Origin of the sequence: Kitasatospora sp. NPDC051702 (assembly GCF_040681575.1) — a bacterium.
GTDB lineage: Bacteria > Actinomycetota > Actinomycetes > Streptomycetales > Streptomycetaceae > Kitasatospora.
Map to the genome: position 1 here is coordinate 1 of NZ_JBFAZB010000085.1, position 18,803 is coordinate 18,803.

General features: G+C 73.9%; 13 protein-coding genes and 1 pseudogene. 10 read left to right on the plus strand and 4 right to left on the minus strand.

What is annotated here, in order from left to right; genetic code table 11:
- Window positions 1–3,224: beta-ketoacyl synthase N-terminal-like domain-containing protein (locus AB0N04_RS37815; protein ID WP_363365710.1), on the minus strand; the 3,224-nt coding region annotated here is incomplete at its 3' end.
- 645 nt (window positions 3,225–3,869) lie between these two features.
- Here AB0N04_RS37815 and AB0N04_RS37820 point away from each other — a divergent pair.
- On the plus strand, window positions 3,870–4,838 hold the full coding sequence (locus AB0N04_RS37820; RefSeq protein ID WP_360217439.1) for an ACP S-malonyltransferase: 969 nt from the start codon (window positions 3,870–3,872) through the stop codon (window positions 4,836–4,838).
- A 68-nt stretch (window positions 4,839–4,906) separates the two neighbouring features.
- A complete protein-coding gene (locus AB0N04_RS37825) occupies window positions 4,907–5,956 on the plus strand; it encodes an arylcarboxylate reductase (RefSeq protein ID WP_360217471.1) in 1,050 nt (349 codons plus the stop codon).
- A gap of 157 nt (window positions 5,957–6,113) precedes the next feature.
- On the opposite strand, the gene hemA is transcribed toward AB0N04_RS37825, so the two are convergent.
- On the minus strand, window positions 6,114–7,346 hold the full coding sequence (gene hemA, locus AB0N04_RS37830) for a 5-aminolevulinate synthase (protein WP_360217441.1): 1,233 nt from the start codon (window positions 7,344–7,346) through the stop codon (window positions 6,114–6,116).
- Window positions 7,347–7,711: 365 nt separating this feature from the next.
- On the opposite strand from hemA, the gene AB0N04_RS37835 reads away from it, so the two are divergent.
- The 6 genes and pseudogenes from AB0N04_RS37835 (at window position 7,712) to AB0N04_RS37860 (ending at window position 15,037) form a co-directional block, all read left to right on the plus strand.
- Window positions 7,712–9,259: an AMP-binding protein gene (locus AB0N04_RS37835; RefSeq protein WP_360217444.1), complete on the plus strand. Its 1,548-nt coding sequence runs from the start codon at window positions 7,712–7,714 to the stop codon at window positions 9,257–9,259.
- Between the two features lie 6 nt (window positions 9,260–9,265).
- Window positions 9,266–10,801 (plus strand): annotated as a pseudogene (locus tag AB0N04_RS37840) (long-chain fatty acid--CoA ligase); the annotation flags it as partial.
- A gap of 97 nt (window positions 10,802–10,898) precedes the next feature.
- The gene (locus AB0N04_RS37845) at window positions 10,899–11,696 is read left to right on the plus strand and encodes a thymidylate synthase (protein ID WP_360217447.1); all 798 of its coding nucleotides are present in this window, start codon (window positions 10,899–10,901) and stop codon (window positions 11,694–11,696) included.
- Window positions 11,693–12,202, plus strand: coding sequence for a dihydrofolate reductase (locus AB0N04_RS37850; RefSeq protein ID WP_360217450.1), 510 nt, complete (start codon window positions 11,693–11,695; stop codon window positions 12,200–12,202). The genes AB0N04_RS37845 and AB0N04_RS37850 overlap by 4 nt, the downstream gene beginning before the upstream one ends.
- 505 nt (window positions 12,203–12,707) lie before the next feature.
- The gene (locus AB0N04_RS37855) at window positions 12,708–13,937 is read left to right on the plus strand and encodes a VCBS repeat-containing protein (protein WP_360217453.1); all 1,230 of its coding nucleotides are present in this window, start codon (window positions 12,708–12,710) and stop codon (window positions 13,935–13,937) included.
- Window positions 13,938–13,978: 41 nt separating this feature from the next.
- Window positions 13,979–15,037 carry a transglycosylase family protein gene (locus tag AB0N04_RS37860; RefSeq protein WP_360217456.1) on the plus strand — a complete coding sequence of 353 codons (1,059 nt, stop codon included), beginning with the start codon at window positions 13,979–13,981 and terminating at the stop codon, window positions 15,035–15,037.
- A gap of 118 nt (window positions 15,038–15,155) precedes the next feature.
- Here the strand turns inward: AB0N04_RS37860 and AB0N04_RS37865 are convergent, their stop codons facing one another.
- Entirely contained in the window at window positions 15,156–16,079 is a 924-nt protein-coding gene (locus AB0N04_RS37865; protein WP_360217459.1) for an NAD(+)/NADH kinase, read from the minus strand.
- Between the two features lie 230 nt (window positions 16,080–16,309).
- Between AB0N04_RS37865 and AB0N04_RS37870 the strand changes: the two genes are divergently transcribed.
- Entirely contained in the window at window positions 16,310–16,669 is a 360-nt protein-coding gene (locus AB0N04_RS37870; protein ID WP_360217462.1) for a UBP-type zinc finger domain-containing protein, read from the plus strand.
- A 66-nt stretch (window positions 16,670–16,735) separates the two neighbouring features.
- On the opposite strand, the gene AB0N04_RS37875 is transcribed toward AB0N04_RS37870, so the two are convergent.
- Entirely contained in the window at window positions 16,736–17,680 is a 945-nt protein-coding gene (locus AB0N04_RS37875; protein WP_360217465.1) for a DUF5996 family protein, read from the minus strand.
- A 127-nt stretch (window positions 17,681–17,807) separates the two neighbouring features.
- On the opposite strand from AB0N04_RS37875, the gene AB0N04_RS37880 reads away from it, so the two are divergent.
- Window positions 17,808–18,494 (plus strand): alpha/beta hydrolase, encoded by a 687-nt coding sequence (locus AB0N04_RS37880; protein ID WP_360217468.1) that lies wholly within the window; start codon window positions 17,808–17,810, stop codon window positions 18,492–18,494.
- The last annotated feature ends 309 nt before the right edge of the window (window positions 18,495–18,803 follow it).

Below are 18,803 nucleotides of genomic sequence, written 5' to 3' on the forward strand. Positions count from 1 at the left end.
TGGATGAGGGCGGGGTGGGGTTCGCCGGTGGTGAGGGCGTGCAGGGCGGCGGTGCGGGTGTCGTGGTCGCCGACGACCACCGCACGGTGCTCGAACGCCCTGCGGCCGCGGGCGAGGGTGTGGGCCACGTCGCTCGGGTCACGCTCCACGTCGGCCAGCTGAGCCGCCTGCTCACGCAGGGCCTCCGGTGTGCGCGCGGAGAGCACCCACGGCAGCACGCCGGCGCCGGTTTCGCCCGCGTCGGAGCCCCGTTCCACGGGGGCTTCCTCCAGGACGACGTGGGCGTTGGTGCCGCTGACGCCGAAGGAGGAGACGCCCGCCCGTCGCGGCCGCCCGTCGGTGTCCCAGCTCCGGGCCTCGGTGAGCAGTTCGACCGCGCCCGCCGACCAGTCGATGTGCGGGGACGGCGCGTCCACGTGCAGGGTCTGCGGCAGGACCCCGTTGCGCATGGCCTGCACCATCTTGATCACCCCGCCGACCCCGGCCGCCGCCTGCGCGTGGCCGAGGTTGGACTTGAGCGAGCCGAGCCACAGCGGCCGGCCCTCCGGCCGGTCCTGCCCGTAGGCGGCGAGGATCGCCTGCGCCTCGATCGGGTCGCCCAGCGTCGTCCCGGTGCCGTGCGCCTCGACGGCGTCGACCTCGGCGGCGGTGAGCCCGGCGTTCGCGAGCGCGGCCCGGATCACGCGCTGCTGCGAGGGCCCGTTGGGCGCGGTGAGCCCGTTGCTGGCGCCGTCCTGGTTGACGGCGGAGCCGCGCAGCACCGCCAGCACCGGGTGCCCGTTGCGCCGGGCGTCGGACAGCCGCTCCAGCACCAGCATGCCCGCGCCCTCGGCGAGTCCGAAGCCGTCCGCGGACGCCGCGAAGGCCTTGCACCGGCCGTCCGGAGCCAGCCCGCCCTGGCGGCTGAACTCCATGAACATCCCGAGCGTGGACATCACGGTGACGCCGCCGGCGAGGGCGAGGTCGCACTCGCCGTCCCGCAGCGCCCGGGCCGCCAGGTGGAGGGCGACGAGGGAGGAGGAGCAGGCGGTGTCGACGGTGACGGCCGGGCCCTCCAGCCCGAACACGTAGGCCAGCCGGCCCGAGGCCACGCTGCCGGTGGTCCCGGTCAGCAGGTGGCCGGAGAGGTCGGACGCGGCGGTCAGGCCCGGGCCGTAGTCCATGGTCATCGCGCCGACGAAGACCCCGGACCGACTTCCGCGCATGGTGGTCGGGTCGATCCCGGCCCGCTCGAACGCCTCCCAGGCGATCTCCAGCAACAGCCGCTGCTGCGGGTCCATGGCGAGCGCCTCGCGCGGCGAGATGTCGAAGAACGCCGGGTCGAACCGGTCGGCCCCGTGCAGGAAGCCCGCCGCCCGCTGGTAGTAGCGGCCCGGTCGGCGTCCGGCCGGCCCGTCCTCCGCGGGAAGGCCCCACCCCCGGTCCGTCGGGAAGGGGGTGACGGCGTCGGCGCCCTCGGCGACCAGCTGCCAGAGCCGTTCCGGGGTGTCGGCGCCGCCCGGGTAGCGGCACCCCATCGAGACGATCACCACCGGGTCCTCGCCGGCGGACCGGACCGCGGGTGCGGCGGCGCTGGCGGACCCGTCACCGGGCGGTCCGCCGAGCAGCTCGGCGCGCAGGTGGGCCGCCAGCGCCCGCGGGGTGGGGTGGTCGAAGACGGCGGTGGCGGGCAGCCGCAGCGAGGCGGCGGCGCCCAGCCGGTTGCGGATCTCCAGCGCGGTGACGGAGTCCAGGCCGAGGTCCAGGAAGGCGCGGTCGGCAGGGACGGGCCCGGTGCGGGCCAGCGCGTCGTTCACGGTCCGCTGGACGAGGTCGAGGAGCAGGGCGTGCTGCTCCCGCTCGGACCGGCCGGTGAGCTGCTCCACCAGCCCCTCCGTCGCCGGGGGTTCGCCCGCCCCGGAGGCGGCGGCCTGGTCCTCCGCAGGGTCCGGCAGGGCCACGTCCCGCCCGCCGGCCTCGGCGGCGAGCGCGGCGAGGTCGGGCCGGTGGCCGTCCACGAACAGCTCGCCGAGGGTGGTCAGGGCTCGGTCCGGGCCGCCCTGTTCGCGCCGGAGGGAGCCCCGGACGCGGGCGTCGGCGCCGCACTCGCGGGCCGTCTCCTGCAGCGCGGAGGTGAGCACCGGGTGCGGGCTGACCTCCAGCAGCAGCCGGTGGCCGTCGGCCAGCAGGGCCTCGGCCGCCCGGGCGAAGAGGACGGTGCCCCGCAGGTTGCGGCACCAGTGGTCGGCGTCCAGCACCGGGTCGGCCAGCAGGCCGCCGGTCAGGCCGGAGTAGAACGGCAGCCGGGCGGGCCGCGGGCGCAGCGGGGCCAAGGCGTCGCGCAGCTCGGGCAGGATCGCGTCGATGTGCGGGGAGTGGGCGGCCAGGCCGACGGCGACGGTCCGGGCGTGCAGACCGAGCCGGTCGAAGTGCCCGACCAGCTCGGCGGCGGCGTCCGCGTCCCCCGACACGACCGTCGAGCCGGGGCCGTTCACGGCGGCGACGGTGAGCCGCCCGCCCCAGCGGGCCAGGAGCGGGCGCACCCGCTCGGCGGAGGCCATCACGGAGACCATCTCGCCCCGGCCGGCGAGGGTCGCCTGCAGCCGGCTCCAGTGCGCGGCGACCCGGGCGGCGTCGTCCAGGTCGAGCGCCCCGGCGACGACCGCGGAGCTGATCTCGCCCATGCTGTGCCCGAGCACCGCCGCCGGCCGGACGCCGTACGACTCCCAGAGCGCCACCAGGGCCAGCGTCACCGCGAACAGCACCGGCTGCACGACGTCGGCGCGTTCCAGCGCGGGCGCGCCGGGAGCGGCGCGCAGCACGTCCGGGACCGACCAGCCGGTGAACGGCTCCAGGGCCTGCGCGCAGTCGTCCAGGCGGCTGCGGAAGGCGGGGGAGGCGGCGAGCAGCTCGACGGCCATGCCCGGCCACTGGGAGCCCTGGCCGGGGAAGACGAAGGCGGCGGTGCCGTCCGCGGCGGTGCCGGTCACCAGGCCCGGCGCGGGCCGGCCCGCGGCGAGCGCGGCCAGCCGCTCCAGCAGCCCCGCCCGGTCGGTGCCGACGAGGGCCGCGCGGTGCGGGCCGGCGGCGCGGGCGCCGAGTGCGTGCGCCACGTCCTCGGGGGTGGTCCCGGGGTGGGCCGTCAGGTGGCGGTGCAGGTGCGCCGCGTCCGCCGCGAGCGCGGCCGGGGTGCCGCCGGAGAGGGCCCACAGCAACGGCGTGGCAGGGCGTGATCCGTGAGCCATGGTGTGCGTCCCCACTCCTTCTTCGCGACGCGCCGGACCGGCGGGCGTGGCGCCCGGCGGCGTGGTGCTCGGCCGGTGTCCGGCGCCCGACCGTGGTCGGCCTGTTCCCCCGGGCCCTGTTCTTCCGCGGGCCCCGTTCCGTCGGGCCCGGTCTCCCGTGCCCTGTTCGCGGGGACCCGATTTCCCCCGGGCCCGGTTTTCCGTGAGCCCGGTTTTCCGCGAGCCCGACGTCCGGCCCCGATATCCGGCACCGATTTCCCCCGGGCCTGATATCCGGACGGCCCGGCGAAAGGCCGTGCGACCGTAATCCGGCGGCTCCGGGCATTCCGGTGCCGCCGCGCGGATCCGCCGCCGACCGCCTTCCACCCGCCGCCGGCACCCGCACAGCGCCGGAATTCACGCGGGCCGGGCCGGGCGGAATCGACCAGACAGATCTTGTCAGCCGCCGATATCGTCTCGATAGCGCGAACCGCGACAGCGCACGGTCCCGGCCTTTTCGGCCGTTCCGGCATTTCCGCGCACGGGCCCTGCTACGGTGGCGGCGCGGCGCTCCGGATGCCACGCGCACCGGCGCCGACGGCGGCCGAAAGCCCGGCGCGCGCGCCGCCCGTTCCCTTTCCGTGGAATTCCCGAAGGAGGAGCACCATGGCACTCGGTTACCTTTTCGGCGGCGGTGTCGGCACCGAGCCGCACGGCCTGGAGCTGTACCAGGCCTATCCGGCGATGCGGGAGCTGTACGCCGAGATAGCGGGCTGGACCGGCCTCACCCCCGGGCAGCTGCTCGACGAGGAGCTGCCGAAGGGCCGGGAGGAGCGGCAGAGCGCGGGCACCGTCCGGGAGACCGCCCTGGCCGTCGCGGTGCACGACATCCTGGCCGGGCACGGCCTGCGGCCCGCGGTGCTCGGCGGGCTCAGCCTCGGCGCGATGACGGCGGGCAGCCTCGCCGGCGCGGTGGACCGGCGGGCCCTGTTCGAGATGCTCGCGCACACCCGGCACGCCCCCGAGCCGTCCGCCGGCGACCCGGAGGAGGGCATGGCGCTGGCCTTCGTCCCGGCCGGGCTGGACACCGCCCCGTACGGCGGCGACGGCCGCTCGGGCGTGCACCGGGCCGGGGACTTCGGCCCCACCGTCGACGGCGCGGCCCGGATCCTGATGCTGTCCGGCGAGCGGTCCGCCCTCGACGCGCTGGCCGCCGAGGTGCCGCAGGGCACGCTGGTGCCGCTGCCCGACCGGACGATCGCCGTGCACTCGCCGCTGCGCGCCCCGTTCCGCGCCTTCCTGGCCCCGTACCTGGACGCCATGGAGTTCGCCGACCCCCGGCTCCCGCTGGTCTCCTGCCTCGACCGCCGGACGCTGACCACCGGGGCCGGGGTCCGCGACCTCTTCCACCGCAACGCCACCGACCCGATCAGCCTGGTGGACGTCTACACCGGGATGGCGGAGCAGGGCGTCCGGCTCGGGCTGGTCATCGGCGGCTCGATCCCGGACGGCATCCTGCGCTTCCCGTTCCCGGTGGTCCACGTGGACCGGCCCGAGCACGTCGAGCAGGTCCTCACCAGCGTCTACGAGCTGGGCATCGACGTCCCCGCGGCCGACCCGCGGGCCGAGCGGTGACCGGCGGCGGCCCGGTCCCGGGGGAGGTCACCCGGGACCGGGCGCGCCGGGCCGCCGAGTGGGACGCGCTGACCGAGGGCTGGCTCGCCACCGACCTCGACGGCTGGACCAGGCGCGTCGTCCGCCGGCACTTCGACCCGGTGACCGGGAGCCCGTACTGGCTCCGCCGGGCCAAGGAGCTGGACTTCGACCCCCGCGACCTCACCCGCTACGGGCAGCTGACCGCGCTCGGCCCGTTCCCGCTCGACGACCTGCGCACCGGCGACCCGGCCGACCTGGTCCCGCTGGCGGTGCCGCGCCCGCTCAGCGGCCGGATCTGGGACACCGGCGGCACCACCGGCGCGCCCTGCCGGGTCTTCTACACCCCCGCCATGCTGCTGCACCGCGGCGTGTGGCGGCGCTGGTCCTTCGTCCAGGAGGGCTTCCGGCCCGAACGGGCCTGGCTCCAGGCCACCCCCACCGGGCCGCACCTGATCGGCAACGGCGTCTGGGAGGCGTCCGAGCTGCACGCCGGGCAGGTGTACGCGGTCGACATGGACCCGCGCTGGGTGAAGCGGCTGATCCGGGCCGGCCGGCTCGCCGACGCCCGCGAGTACACCGACCACCTGCTGGAGCAGATCGCCGACGTGCTCTCCCGCGGCACCGTCGACTACCTGAACACGACGCCCGCCCTCCTCCAGGCGCTGTGCCGCAGCCACCCCGGCCTGGTCGCGGCCCTCGACGGCGTGCGCCTCAGCGGCACCCAGATCAGCCCCGGCACGCACCGGGAGTTCCTGGCGGCCCTGGACGGCGGCCTCTGCGGCCTCAGCTACGGCAACACCTTCGGCAACGCCGCCGGCCTCGTCGCCCGTCAGGACGCAGACCTGCTGCCGTACGTGCCCAACCACCCGCAGGTGACGATGGCGGTGGTGCGCCGGGACGACTGGACGACCCCGGTCGAGTACGGGGCCACCGGCCAGGTCCGGCTCACCGTGCTGCACGAGGACCTGCTGCTGCCCAACGTCCTGGAGCGCGACCAGGCCATCCGGTACGACTGCACCGGGCTCTGGCCGAGCGACGGGGTGGCCAACGTGCGGCCCCTGCAGGTGACCGCGACCGCCCCGGAAGGGCTCTACTGACGCGCCGCAACGGCGTCACCGACCCGCGCGACGGCGTCACCGACCCGTGCGGCGGCGTCACCGACCCGTGCGGCGGCGTCACCGACGCCCCGGAGGGCTTCCACCGACCCGCGCACGCGCCGGGGCCCGGCCGGGAACGGCCGGGCCCCGGGCCGGTCTACCGCGCGGCGGCCCCGCCCGGCACGAGCGGCAGGCCCAGCTCGTCCCAGATCCGCGCCAGTGCCGCGACGAACTCCCGCACCTCGTCGGTGCCGTGCACCGCCCCCGGCGCCACCCGCAGGATCTCCTCGCCGACCCGGACGCTGGGCGCGTTGATCGCCTGCACGTAGCAGCCGTCGCGCTCCAGCAGGAGGTCGGAGATCCGCTTGCACACCGTCTCGTCGCCGACCAGCACGGACACGATGTGCGACCGGTCCGACAGGAAGGGGATCCCGCGCTCCCGCAGCAGCCCGTGCATCAGCTGCGCGTTCTCCCGCAGCCGGTTGCGCTCCAGGTCCGAGCCCCGGAGGTGCCGGACGGCGGCGAGGCCGCCCGCGGCGACCGCCGGCGGCAGCGCGGTGGTGAAGATGAAGGGCCGGGAGAGCCTGCGCACCACGTCGATCACCGCGGTCGGGCCCGCGATGTACCCGCCGATCGTCCCGAACCCCTTCGCCAGCGTGCCCATGATCACGGTGAACTCGTCCGCCAGGCCGAGGCTCGCGGCGATGCCCGCACCCTGCGGCCCGTACATCCCGACCGCGTGCACCTCGTCGAGGAAGGTCATCGCCCCGTACCGCTTGGCGATGTCGGCGATCTCCGCCAGCGGCGCGAGGTCACCCGCCATCGAGTACACGGACTCCATCACGATCAGCTTGGGCCGTGCCGCCGGGGCGGCCGCGATCAGCTCCTCCAGGTGCGTGGTGTCGTTGTGCCGGAAGATGCGCTTCTCCGCGCCGCTGTGGCGCAGCCCGTCGATGATCGAGGCGTGGTTCAGCCGGTCCGAGAAGACCACGCAGTCCGTCAGGTGGGCCGGCAGCACGGACAGCGCGCCGTCGTTCGCCGTGTAGCCGGAGGTGAAGAGCAGCGCGTCCTCCTTGCCGTGCAGGTCGGCCAGCTCCTGCTCCAGCAGCACGTGGTAGTGGTTGGTCCCGGCGATGTTCCGCGACCCGCCCGCCCCGGCCCCGAAGTCGTCCAGGGCCTCGCGCATCGCGGCCAGCACCAGCGGGTGCTGGCCCATGCCGAGGTAGTCGTTGCTGCACCAGACCCGGATGTCGCTGACGACGCCGTTCCGCGAGTTCCGGGCCGCCGGGAAACTCCCGGCCCGCCGCCCGATCTCGAGGAATTCCCGATGTCCCGCCGTGTTCGCGGATTCCCGGTCCCGGGGCGGGAAGAATGTGCGGTAATGGCTCATGGCGTCCACTCGCTCTCAGGAGACCGTCACGGTACGGGGCCTCGGCCCCACGGGCCGGCGGCGCACCCGGACTTTCCCGGCGGTCCGCGAGGTGCCGGCCGGCATCCGTCCGGTCACCCGGATATCCGTCGGTCATCCGGATATCCATCGGGAACACGGATGTCCGTGGCGTACGGCCGGCCCGTTCCGGGCCGTCGACGAGCCCGGATATTCGACGTGACGACATCGTCTCAGGGCGCCGTATCATTTCGATAGCGCCATCCGCGACAACACCGGACGCGGCAATGTTCGCGAAATCCCCGCCGAATTCCGGCGGAGCGCTGCTATGCTCGCCGAAATCCAGCAGTCAGCCGATGGGAATCGCCATGCCAGCGAACGACACCTATGTCGGCCGGATCCTCCGGGTGCTCGCCGCCGACCCGGACCGCACCGTCCTCACCTGGCAGGACGGGGCCCTCACCGCCGGCGCCTTCACCACCGCCGTGCGCACCGCCGCGCAGACCCTGCTCCGGCACGGCGGCGAGGCCGCGGACGGGGGCACCGGCGCCGTGGTGGCCATCCTCACCACCACCAACTCCCCGGCGACGCTGATCCTGCGGTACGCCGCCAACCTGATCGGCGCCACCGCCGTCCACCTGCACACCACCAACGCCGTCGACCCGGGCGACCGGCTCACCCGGGACGCCGAACTCGCCATCCTCACCGAGACCGGGGCCACCGTCCTCGCCGTCGACGCCGAGCACCTCCCGCTCGCCCGCGACCTGGCCGCCCGCCTGCCGAAGGCACCCGCCCTGGCCGCCCTCGCCGACCTCGGCCCCGACGTCCTCGACCTGAGCACCGGCGCCGACACCGACCCGCCCGAGACCCCGATCCCGCTCGACCGGGCCGCCGTGATCACCTACACCAGCGGCACCACCGGCCGGCCCAAGGGGATCGCCGTCGACTTCCGCACCCGCAACGGCTTCATCACCGCCGGACTCCAGATGGCCTGGCGCGCCGTCTACCTGGCCACCCTGCCGATGAGCCACTCCAGCGGCGCCACCGCCGACGACTCGCTCGCCTCCGGCGGCTCGGTGATCCTGCACCAGGGCTTCGACGCCGGCCGGGTGCTGCGCACCGTCGCCGAACACCGGGTCACCCGGCTGCTGATCACTCCGCCGCAGCTGTACCGGCTGATGGACCACCCGGAGTCCGCCGCCACCGACCTCTCCAGCCTCGTGATGCTCTGCTACACCGGTTCCCCCGCCTCGCCCGCCCGCCTCGCCGAGGCCGTCGAGCGCTTCGGGGACGTCCTCATCCAGATCTACGGCACCAGCGAAGCCGGTGCGATCGGCATGCTCACCCCGGCCGAGCACCGCGAGCCCGACCTGCGCGGCACCGTCGGGCGGGTCCTCGCCGGCGAGGTCCGGGTCCGCGACCCGCACGACCACCGCGACCTGCCGACCGGCGAGCTCGGCGAGATCTGCGTCCGCTCCCCGTTCGCGATGCGCGAGTACCTCGGCGACCCGGAGCTCACCGCCCGCACCGTCCGGGACGGCTGGGTCCACACCGGCGACCTCGGCCGCCTCGACGAACGCGGCTACATCCACCTCAGCGGCCGCCTGGCCGACGTGGTCAAGACCAACGGCATCAAGATCCACCCGACCACCGTCGAGAACGCCCTGACCGCCCACCCCGGCGTGCTCCAGGCCGCCGCCTTCGGCGTCCCCGACGGCGACCTCGTCGAGCACCTTCACGCCGCCGTGGTCCTGCGCGACGGCGCCGCCACCACCGAGGCGGACCTGCGAGAGCACCTCGCCACCGCGCTCTCCCCGCAGCACGTCCCGGCCGTGCTCGCCGTCCGCCCCGACCTGCCGCTCACCCCCACCGGCAAGCCGGACCGGGCCCGGCTGGTCGCGGACACCCGGAGGTAGCCGCCGATGACGCTCTCCCTGGCCGCGGTGCTCGCCGAGTCCGCGCTGCGCCGGCCCGACCACCCCGCCCTCGTCCTCGGCACCGAACGCACCACCTACCGCGAGCTGTGGGACGGCGCACGGCGCTACGCGGCGGTGCTGCGCGACCAGGGCATCGGCCCCGGCGACCGGGTCGCCCTGCTGCTCCCCAACAGCCGCCACTTCCCGCTCGCGTACTTCGGGGTGCTCGCCCTCGGCGCCGTCGCCGTCCCGGTGAACGCCCTGCTGCGGGCCGAGGAGATCGCCCACGTGCTGCGCGACGCCGGGGCCGCGGCCCTGGTCTGCGCCGAAGCCCTGCTGGCCGAGGGCGCCCGGGCCGCGGAGGCCGCCGGCACCCCCGTCCTGACGGTGGACCAGGCGCGGGACGCGGGCCGCCCGCGCCTGGACGCGCTGGCCGGGCCCGCCACCCCGATCGCCGGCGCCGTCCCGCGCGAACCCGGCGACCTCGCCGTGGTGCTCTACACCTCCGGTACCACGGGCCGCCCCAAGGGGGCCATGCTCACCCACCTCAACCTGGAGATGAACACCGCCACCACGATGCTCTCCCCGTTCGACTACCGGCCCGAGGACGTGCTGCTGGGCTGCCTGCCGCTGTTCCACACCTTCGGCCAGATCTGCGGCATGGCCACCTGCTTCCGGGCCGGCGCCACCCTGGTGCTGATGCCGCGCTTCGACGGGCCGCAGGCGCTGGACCTGATGGTCCGCGAACGGTGCACGCTCGTCATGGGCGTGCCCACCATGTACCACGCCCTGCTCGCCGCCGCCCGCACCGATCCGCGCCGCCCACCGCTCGACCGGGCGTTCTGCGGCGGGGCGGCCCTGCCGGTGCCGGTCCTGGAGGACTTCCGGGAGACCTTCGGCTGCCCCGTCTACGAGGGCTACGGCCTGACCGAGACCTCCCCGGTCGTCGCCTACAACCAGCGGGCCTGGCCCCTGCGGCCCGGCACGGTGGGCCGACCCATCTGGGGCGTCGAGGTCGCCGTCGCCAGGGCCGAGGTGGAGGGCCGGATCGAGCCGCTGCCGGCCGGCGAGATCGGCGAGGTGGTGATCCGCGGGCACAACGTGATGGCCGGCTACCTGAACCTCCCGGGCGCGAGCGCCGAGGCGGTCGTCGACGGGTGGTTCCGCTCCGGGGACCTCGGGACGCTGGACGCCGACGGGTACCTGACCATCGTCGACCGCAAGAAGGACCTGGTGCTGCGCGGCGGCTACAACGTCTACCCGCGCGAGGTCGAGGAGGTGCTGGCCCGCCACCCGGCCGTCGCCCAGGTCGCCGTGGTGGGCCTGCCGGACGAGGTCCACGGCCAGGAGGTGTGCGCGGTGGTGGTGCCCCGGCCGGGGATCCGCCCGGACCGCGAGCTCGCCGCGGGGATCACCGCCTGGAGCCGGGAGCGGATGGCCGCCTACAAGTACCCGCGCCGGGTGGAGTTCACCGAGGCCTTCCCGCTCGGCGCAGGCGGCAAGGTCCTCAAACGGGAGCTGGTGGCCCGGCTCACCGGGTGACCGGGAGCCGCCAGCCCCCTCCCGACGTGCGGGGACCGCAGCCCCGACGGACCGGGGTGAACCGGGCGGACCGGACGGGCACGTACACTTGCCGCTCGTGGCGGACACCCAGTACGAAGACCTGTTGAAGCACGTGCTCACCACCGGAACGGCCAAGGCCGACCGGACGGGCACCGGCACCCGGAGCGTCTTCGGACACCAGCTGCGGTACGACCTCTCCCGGGGCTTCCCGCTGGTCACCACCAAGAAGGTGCACCTCAAGTCCGTGGTGTACGAGCTCCTGTGGTTCCTGCGCGGCGACTCCAACGTCGGCTGGCTGAACGAGCACGGCGTCACCATCTGGGACGAGTGGGCCGACGGCAACGGCGACCTCGGCCCCGTCTACGGCGTGCAGTGGCGCAGCTGGCCGACCCCCGACGGCGGGCACGTCGACCAGATCAGCCAGGTCCTCGACACCCTGCGCACCGACCCGGACTCCCGCCGGATGGTCGTCTCCGCCTGGAACGTCGCCGAACTGGACGCCATGGCGCTCGCCCCCTGTCACGCCTTCTTCCAGTTCCACGTCGCCGACGGCAGGCTCTCCTGCCAGCTCTACCAGCGCAGCGCCGACCTCTTCCTCGGCGTCCCGTTCAACATCGCGAGCTACGCCCTGCTCACCCACCTGGTCGCGCAGCAGGTCGGCCTCGCCCCGGGGGACTTCATCTGGACCGGCGGTGACTGCCACATCTACGACAACCACGTGGACCAGGTCACCGAACAGCTCTCGCGCACGCCGTACGACTTCCCCACGCTGAACCTGCGGAAGGCCGACTCGCTCTTCGACTACGCCTACTCCGACGTGGACGTCGTCGGCTACCGGCACCACCCGGCGATCAAGGCCCCGGTGGCGGTATGAGGATCGGACTGATCTGGGCCCAGGCCCGCGGCGGCGTGATCGGCGCCGACAACACGATGCCCTGGCACCTGCCCGAGGACCTCGAACACTTCAAGCGGACGACCCTCGGCCACCCCGTGGTGATGGGCCGCCGCACCTGGGAGTCGATCCCGCCGCGCTTCCGCCCGCTCCCCGGCCGCCGCAACATCGTGGTCACCCGCAACCCGCAGTGGGCCGCCGACGGCGCCGAGCGCGCCGGCTCCCTCGCCGAGGCCCTGCGCCTCGCGGCCGCGGCAGCCGACCCGGGAACCCCCGCCGAGACCTGGATCATCGGCGGCGGGCAGCTCTACCGCACCGCCATCGACCACGCCACCACCCTCTCCGTCACCGAGATCGACCTCGCGGTCGACGGCGACACCCACGCCCCGCCCGTCGGCTCCGCCTGGACCGTCACCCGCGACGACGGCTGGCAGACCTCCACCACCGGCCTCCGCTACCGCATCCGCACCCACACCCGCCGGGCCTAGGGTCCGCCGAACACGATCCGCCGGCCAGGTCGCCGCCCCTCCTGGGGTACCGACCTGGCCGGCGGCCGTTCTGCGCTGAGCAGCGCAGCAGGTCCATTGATCTGATGAATCGTCATACTGCTTTGAGGGAAGAGCTGCTGATGGTTCGAGGCGCCACCGTCGGTTCGATGCGGGGAGGGCGCCTCGCGGGGTCTTGCGAGCCCGACTCGGCGCCGCTGGACGCATCCGGTCAGGGCCGGATCCGTCCAGTCGGGGGCCCTTCCACCGGTCCTGGGCTGCGGCGAGAGTAGTAGTCGCCAGCCGGGAGCACCGCCCGGGAGGCGCCGGTGACCGCGCTGCGGGGCCCGGTGTCCCGCCGCTCGACCGTTCCGCCGCCGACCGACCGCTGTTCCTGCAGGGCAGCCGTCCCGCCGCCGGGCGTGCACGTCCCGAAGACTTCCGCGCCGACCACCGGTGTCCGCGCGAACACTCCACGACCCTCCACGCCGTCAGGACTTCCTCAGCCATGCGCTCTTCCAAGCTGTCCAGGCTCGCCCACGTCGCCCTCGCCGCCTCGATCGCCGCCTCCGGTGCGATCGCCGCGACGGCCGTCACCGCCACCGCCGCCCACGCGGCGACCACCGCCTCCTCCGCGGTGGACGGCAGGATCACCCGCAGCGAGGTCATCCAGCGGGCGCAGTACTGGCTCGGCAAGTCCCTCACCTACAACCAGGGCGGCTCCTACCCGGACTCCAGCGGCCGCAACTACCGCACCGACTGCTCGGGTTACGTCTCCATGGCCTGGCACCTCGGCGCCAGCCCCAACACCCAGGGCATCGCGGACTCCTACACCTACGAGATCCCGCGCAGCGAGCTGAAGGCCGGCGACGTCCTCAACAGCTACTACAACCACGTCCTGCTCTTCGAGAAGTGGGACGACCCGGGCCACACCACCTTCTCCTACTACTCCTTCGGCTCCACCCCGGTGAAGCACGTCACCGGTGCCTCCATCAACGGCACCCTCGACTCCCACCCCAACAGCGAGTACAAGGCGCTGCGGTACAAGAACATCGTCGACGACGCGCAGCGGCGGGCCACCAGGGTCGGTGTGTACCACCCGTCCACCCAGACCTTCTACGAGGGCGACAACGCGGGCTCCACCCTGGGCTCGGCGAAGTTCGGCAACCCGAACTGGACGCCGCTGGTCGGCGACTGGAACAAGGACGGCGTGGCCAGCATCGGCGCGTACGACCCGGAGACCTCCACCTTCTACCTGAGCAACGACAACTCCACCACCGCCGGTTCGGCGAAGTTCGGCAACCCGGGGTGGACGCCGCTGGTCGGCGACTGGGACGGCGACGGCGTCACCAGCATCGGCGCGTACGACCCGGCGACCGCCACCTTCTACCTGAGCAACGACAACGGCAGCGCCGCGGTGACGGCGAAGTTCGGCAACCCGAACTGGATCCCGCTGGTCGGTGACTGGAACAACGACGGCCGGGACAGCATCGGCGCGTACGACCCGAGCACCCAGACCTTCTACGAGAGCAACGACAACAGCACCGTCGCGGGCTCGGTGAAGTTCGGCAACCCGGGGTGGACGCCGGTGGTCGGCGACTGGAACAACGACGGCGTCACCAGCATCGGCGCCTTCGACCCGGCGACCGCCACCTTCTACCTGAGCAACGACAACAGCGCCGCCACCAGCTTCGTCTACGGAAGCCCGGGTGACGTCCCGATCGCCGGCCGCTGGTAGTCCACCCCCTCCGATCCGTGCCGAAAGGACGTCAATCCGCCATGCGCAGGAACACCGAGAGCAAGCAGACCTCCCGTCGCGGCCGCACGCCGGCCGCCGTGGCCGCCGTGGCCGTCGGGGTGGCCCTCCTGTCCGTCTCCGCCCAGGGCCCGGCGCAGGCCGCCTCGGTGAGCACCTGGGACAAGGTCGCCCAGTGCGAGAGCGGCGGCAACTGGGCGATCAACACCGGCAACTCCTACTACGGCGGCCTGCAGTTCTCGCTGAGCACCTGGAAGGCGTACGGCGGCACCCAGTATGCGGCCTACCCGCACCAGGCGACCAAGGCGCAGCAGATCCAGATAGGCGAGAGGGTCCTCGCCGGGCAGGGCCAGGGCGCCTGGCCGGTCTGCGGGCCGAAGGCCGGCCTCGGCGCGGACCACGCCAAGCCTTCCTCCCCGGACGGCATCGGCGCGTACGACCCGGGCACCCAGACCTTCTACGAGAGCAGGGACAACGGCACCGTCGCGGGCTCGGCGAAGTTCGGCAACCCGGGGTGGACGCCGCTGGTCGGGGACTGGAACGGCGACGGCGTGGACACCGTCGGCGCGTACGACCCGGCGACGGCCACGTTCTACCTGAGCAACGACAACAGCACGGCCGCGGTGACGGCGAAGTTCGGGAACCCGAACTGGATCCCGCTGGTGGGGGACTGGAACGGCGACGGCCGGGACAGCATCGGCGCGTACGACCCGAGCACCCAGACCTTCTACGAGAGCAACGACAACAGCACCGTCGCGGGCTCGGCGAAGTTCGGCAACGCGGGCTGGACGCCGCTGGCGGGTGACTGGAACGGCGACGGCGTCACCAGCATCGGCGCCTACGACCCGGCGTCCGGCACGTTCTACCTGAGCAACGACAACAGCAGCGCCGCGGTGACCGCCACCTTCGGCAACCCGGGCTGGACGCCGCTGGTCGGCGACTGGAACGGCGACGGCGTCACCACCGTCGGCGGCTACGACCCGGCGTCCGGCACGTTCTACCTGAGCAACGACGACAGCAGCGCCGCGGTGACCGCCAAGCTGGGCAACCCGGGCTGGATCCCCCTCAAGGGCAGCTGGTAACGGGGGAGTCCACCGCAGGGCTCACCTCCGGTGGCCCGCCCCGCGCGCCCGGTGCCCCACCGACCACCACGGTCCGGCGGGGCACCGGGCGCGCAGCCACGTTGCCGGCCCGCCCCGGTCAGCCGTGTTCCGCCGAGCCGGTGAGCCGGAGCTTGCGCTGGGCCCGCTGGTAGAAGGTGGTGTGCCCGAGCCGCACGACGCGCGCGGCCGCGGGCACCATGGTCACCTCGACGCCGTCGCCCGGCGAGACGTGGCCGACCAGCAGGCCGTCGGCCTCGACGGCGAGGTCGCCGCTGGGCGGCAGCACCTCCAGGTCGAGACGCTCGCCGCTGGAGAGGAACACCGAGCGGTTGAACACGGCGTGCGGGGCCACCGGGGTGACCAGCAGCCCCTCCGCGTTGGGGGAGACGATCGGGCCGCCCGCGGAGAAGCTGTACGCGGTGGAGCCGGTCGGCGTGGCACAGACGACCGCGTCCGCGGTGTAGGACACGAAGGGCTCGCCCTGGACCCGTACGGCGACCACTGCGGACCTGTGCCCGGGGCTGCGCAGCAGCACCACGTCGTTGAGCGCCGTCTCCCGGACGTCCCCGAACCGGGCGTGGACGCCGGAGCGGGCCTCCACGGTGAACCGGTGGGCGTCGACGGCGTCCAGCGCGCCGCGCAGGTCAGGGATGTCGACCTCGGCGAGGAAGCCCAGCCGCCCGACGTTGACGCCGAGGACCGGAGCGTGGCCCCGGGTGGCGAGCCGCATGGTGCGCAGCATGGTGCCGTCCCCGCCGAGGCTGATCAGCAGGTCGGCGCCGGCGGCCATCTCCTCGTCGCCGACCGGGATGGCCTCGCAACCGATCCGCGCCACCTCCGCGGCCAGCCCCAGGACCTTGGTGCCCCGGGCCCGGCTCCAGCCGACCACGGTCTCCACGGAGGGCGCACAGGTGCGCTCGGGGTGGAGCACCAGCCCCACAGTGCCGATGAATCCCATCCGGAGCACCTCGATGTCGGCTCGACGTCGGCCGGAGCACTGCTGCTCCCTCCAGTCACGCACAGCCGCCCGTCTCCTTCAAGGCAGGTCGCCCGGGGCCCGGTCCCGCCGCCCCTGCCGTCGGCCCGGGGCCCGGTCCCGCCGCCCCTGCCGTCGGCCCGGGGCCGGTCCCGCAGCCCTCCCGGAATCTGTGTGCGCGCCGGCCGGTTGGGATTCGGAGAGACGGTCCGAAGGCCCCGGCGCCGCCGTCCTGAACCGGCGCCCGGCCGAACCGACGTCGGGAGGCGTGTCCGATGACTGACAGCCCGATCCGGGGGATCGACCCCGCCGTGCCGCCGAGCGGGGACGGGTGCGTGGAGTGTCTGACGGGGGACGGGCCGGGGTGGTGGTTCCACCTGCGGCGGTGTGCCCAGTGCGGGCACATCGGGTGCTGCGACTCCTCGCCCTCCCAGCACGGCACGCGACACGCCCGGGAGGCCGGGCACCCGTTCCTGGCCAGTTTCGAGCCCGGTGAGGCGTGGTTCTGGAACGTCGAGACCGAGCAGTACTACGAGGGGCCGGAGCTGGCGGCGCCCGCCGCGCACCCGGAGGCCCAGCCGACCCCGGGCCCGCTGGGCAGGGTCCCCGCCGACTGGCAGTCGCACCTGCACTGACCAGGGCCGCGCCACCCGGCCCCTGTCCGACCCGGCCCCCGCCCCAGCCGACCCCGTCCCGACCGATCAGCGGGGCGGAGCCGGCCACCGCGGGTCGGTGATCCCGCCCGGGCAGGCGAGACGGTCGACGTCCCAGCCCGCGCGCCCGGCCCCGGCCCGGTAGGCGCTCTCGTAGAAGGCGAGCACGGCCGCCCTGGGGTCCGGCTCGGCACGGGCCGCCTCGTAGCGCAGGACCGCGAGGTGGCCGTCGCCGAGCTCGGTCCACCGGGCGGTCGCCGGTTCGAGCGGGTCGTCGGCGAGGTGCGCCGGTTCGGGGGTCGTGTAGGAGTAGAAGGCCGCTTCGCCGAGGGCGGCGTCCCCGAACCAGAACCCGAAGCTGACCAGCTCGCGGGAGTACGCCTCGCGGGTCACCGGGTCGACCTGTGCAGGCTGGTCGAGGTGCTGTCCGGAGAACCTGGTGTGGGCGAGGTCGAACGAGTGCCAGAACAGGTGGACGGGGCTGACCTTGCCCGAGAACCGGGCCGCGAACTCCTCCAGCACCAGTCCGACCTGGTTGAGGACCTGCCAGGCGCGGTTCGCCCAGACGGGGTCGTAGGCCGCGTGTTCGACGTCCTCGGCGAACGGCCGGTCGGTGTCGGGTAGCCGGTAGGGCCGGGGGTTCGCGAGCTCCACCCGGATGTCCAGGGCCGCCAGCGCCTCCAGGGTCCGCCGGTGGAAGGACGCGACGGACCGGCCGACCAGGGGGAAGGACGCCGTCCTACCGTCCGCCGTCGTGACGACGAGCCGGTGGTCGACGAAGTCGAAGTCGATGGTGAAGACCGGGTTGCCGTCGACCTGTCCCATGGGCCGGGTGGTGAGGCCGCGCCCGGTGAGGTGGAACGGGACGTTCCACCAGTGGTTGCGCCGCACGCTCGCCGCGAGGCGGATCTTTCCCACCACCTGCGTGAAGCGGTGCAGCGTCTCCTTGGTGTCCTGCCACTCGGTGAGCGGCATCGGTGGGAACAGCTCCATGGCGCCTGCCTCCCGTCCGTCGGCGGCAGTTCCATCATGCGCGTCGCAGCCCGGAGCGGAAAGTCACAGCCTGCACACTCGGCGTAGTTCCACTCCCATCTCCCGATGTCCCACGAAAGGGGAAATCATGGCCAGCAAGGCCAGCATCGTCTTCGCCCACGGGCTCTGGGCCGACGGCTCGTGCTTCAACAAGCTCATCCCCGCGCTCCTGGCCGAAGGGCACCAGGTGCTCAGTTCGCAGCACGGCCTGGACTCGCTCGAAGGGGACGTCGCCTGCGTCACCCGCGCCATCGACCACGTGCCCGGCCCGGTGGTGCTCGTCGGCCACTCCTACGGCGGGACGCTGATCACCAAGGCCGGTGTCCACGACCGCGTGGGTGCACTGGTCTACATCGCCGCGCTCGCCCCGGACGAGGACGAGACCTCCCAGGGCCAGCAGGAGCAGTTCCCGGGCACTCCGGTCTTCAAGCACATCGACGTCGCCGACGGCCGGATCTGGCTCCTCGAGTCGGGTATCGGCGACTTCTGCGGCGACCTGCCCGTCGCCGAGCAGCAGCTCGTCCTCGCGACGGGTGCCGTGCCCGTCCCGGACCTGTTCAGCCAGCAGGTTCCGGGGACGGCCTGGCGGTCCAAGCCGAGCTGGTACATCGTCGCGAACGACGACCGCACGGTGAACCCGGACCTGGAGCGGGCCGCGGCCGAGCGCATGGGCGCGAAGACCTACGCCGTCGACAGCAGCCACGTCCCGATGCTGTCGCACCCCGACTTCGTCCTCGACGTCATCCGGGACGCGGCGAAGTCCCTCGAGGGGTAGTGCCGCCGCCGGGCGGCCCGCCGCACTCCTCGGGCCGCCCGGCGTCCAGGGCGTTCAGGGGGTGAACTCAGCACGGTGCGTGACCAAGTGGCGTTGTCCGGGTGAGGGTTGTGGTGCGGGCCACCCGGGCGGCGGGAGCCGGCGGCGGCTTCCGCACCGGGTGTGGGGCGGGTGGTCACGCGCTGTCGACGATGTGCGCGGCCTCACACGGCCTCCGGGGTGACCGGGGCCACTTTCCGGCCCGATTCGATCTTGAAAAATGGGGCATTTGGCTTCAAATCATCCCAATTCCTTGATCCTTACGACCGG

Excerpts from the sequence above, each read along its gene's own strand:
- AB0N04_RS37820 (WP_360217439.1), top strand. The coding sequence starts at position 3,870 with ATGGCACTCGGTTACCTTTTCGGCGGCGGTGTCGGCACCGAGCCGCAC.
- hemA (WP_360217441.1), bottom strand. The coding sequence starts at position 7,346 with ATGAGCCATTACCGCACATTCTTCCCGCCCCGGGACCGGGAATCCGCG.
- AB0N04_RS37835 (WP_360217444.1), top strand. The coding sequence starts at position 7,712 with ATGCCAGCGAACGACACCTATGTCGGCCGGATCCTCCGGGTGCTCGCC.
- AB0N04_RS37850 (WP_360217450.1), top strand. The coding sequence starts at position 11,693 with ATGAGGATCGGACTGATCTGGGCCCAGGCCCGCGGCGGCGTGATCGGC.
- AB0N04_RS37855 (WP_360217453.1), top strand. The coding sequence starts at position 12,708 with ATGCGCTCTTCCAAGCTGTCCAGGCTCGCCCACGTCGCCCTCGCCGCC.
- AB0N04_RS37860 (WP_360217456.1), top strand. The coding sequence starts at position 13,979 with ATGCGCAGGAACACCGAGAGCAAGCAGACCTCCCGTCGCGGCCGCACG.
- AB0N04_RS37870 (WP_360217462.1), top strand. The coding sequence starts at position 16,310 with ATGACTGACAGCCCGATCCGGGGGATCGACCCCGCCGTGCCGCCGAGC.
- AB0N04_RS37875 (WP_360217465.1), bottom strand. The coding sequence starts at position 17,680 with ATGGAGCTGTTCCCACCGATGCCGCTCACCGAGTGGCAGGACACCAAG.
- AB0N04_RS37880 (WP_360217468.1), top strand. The coding sequence starts at position 17,808 with ATGGCCAGCAAGGCCAGCATCGTCTTCGCCCACGGGCTCTGGGCCGAC.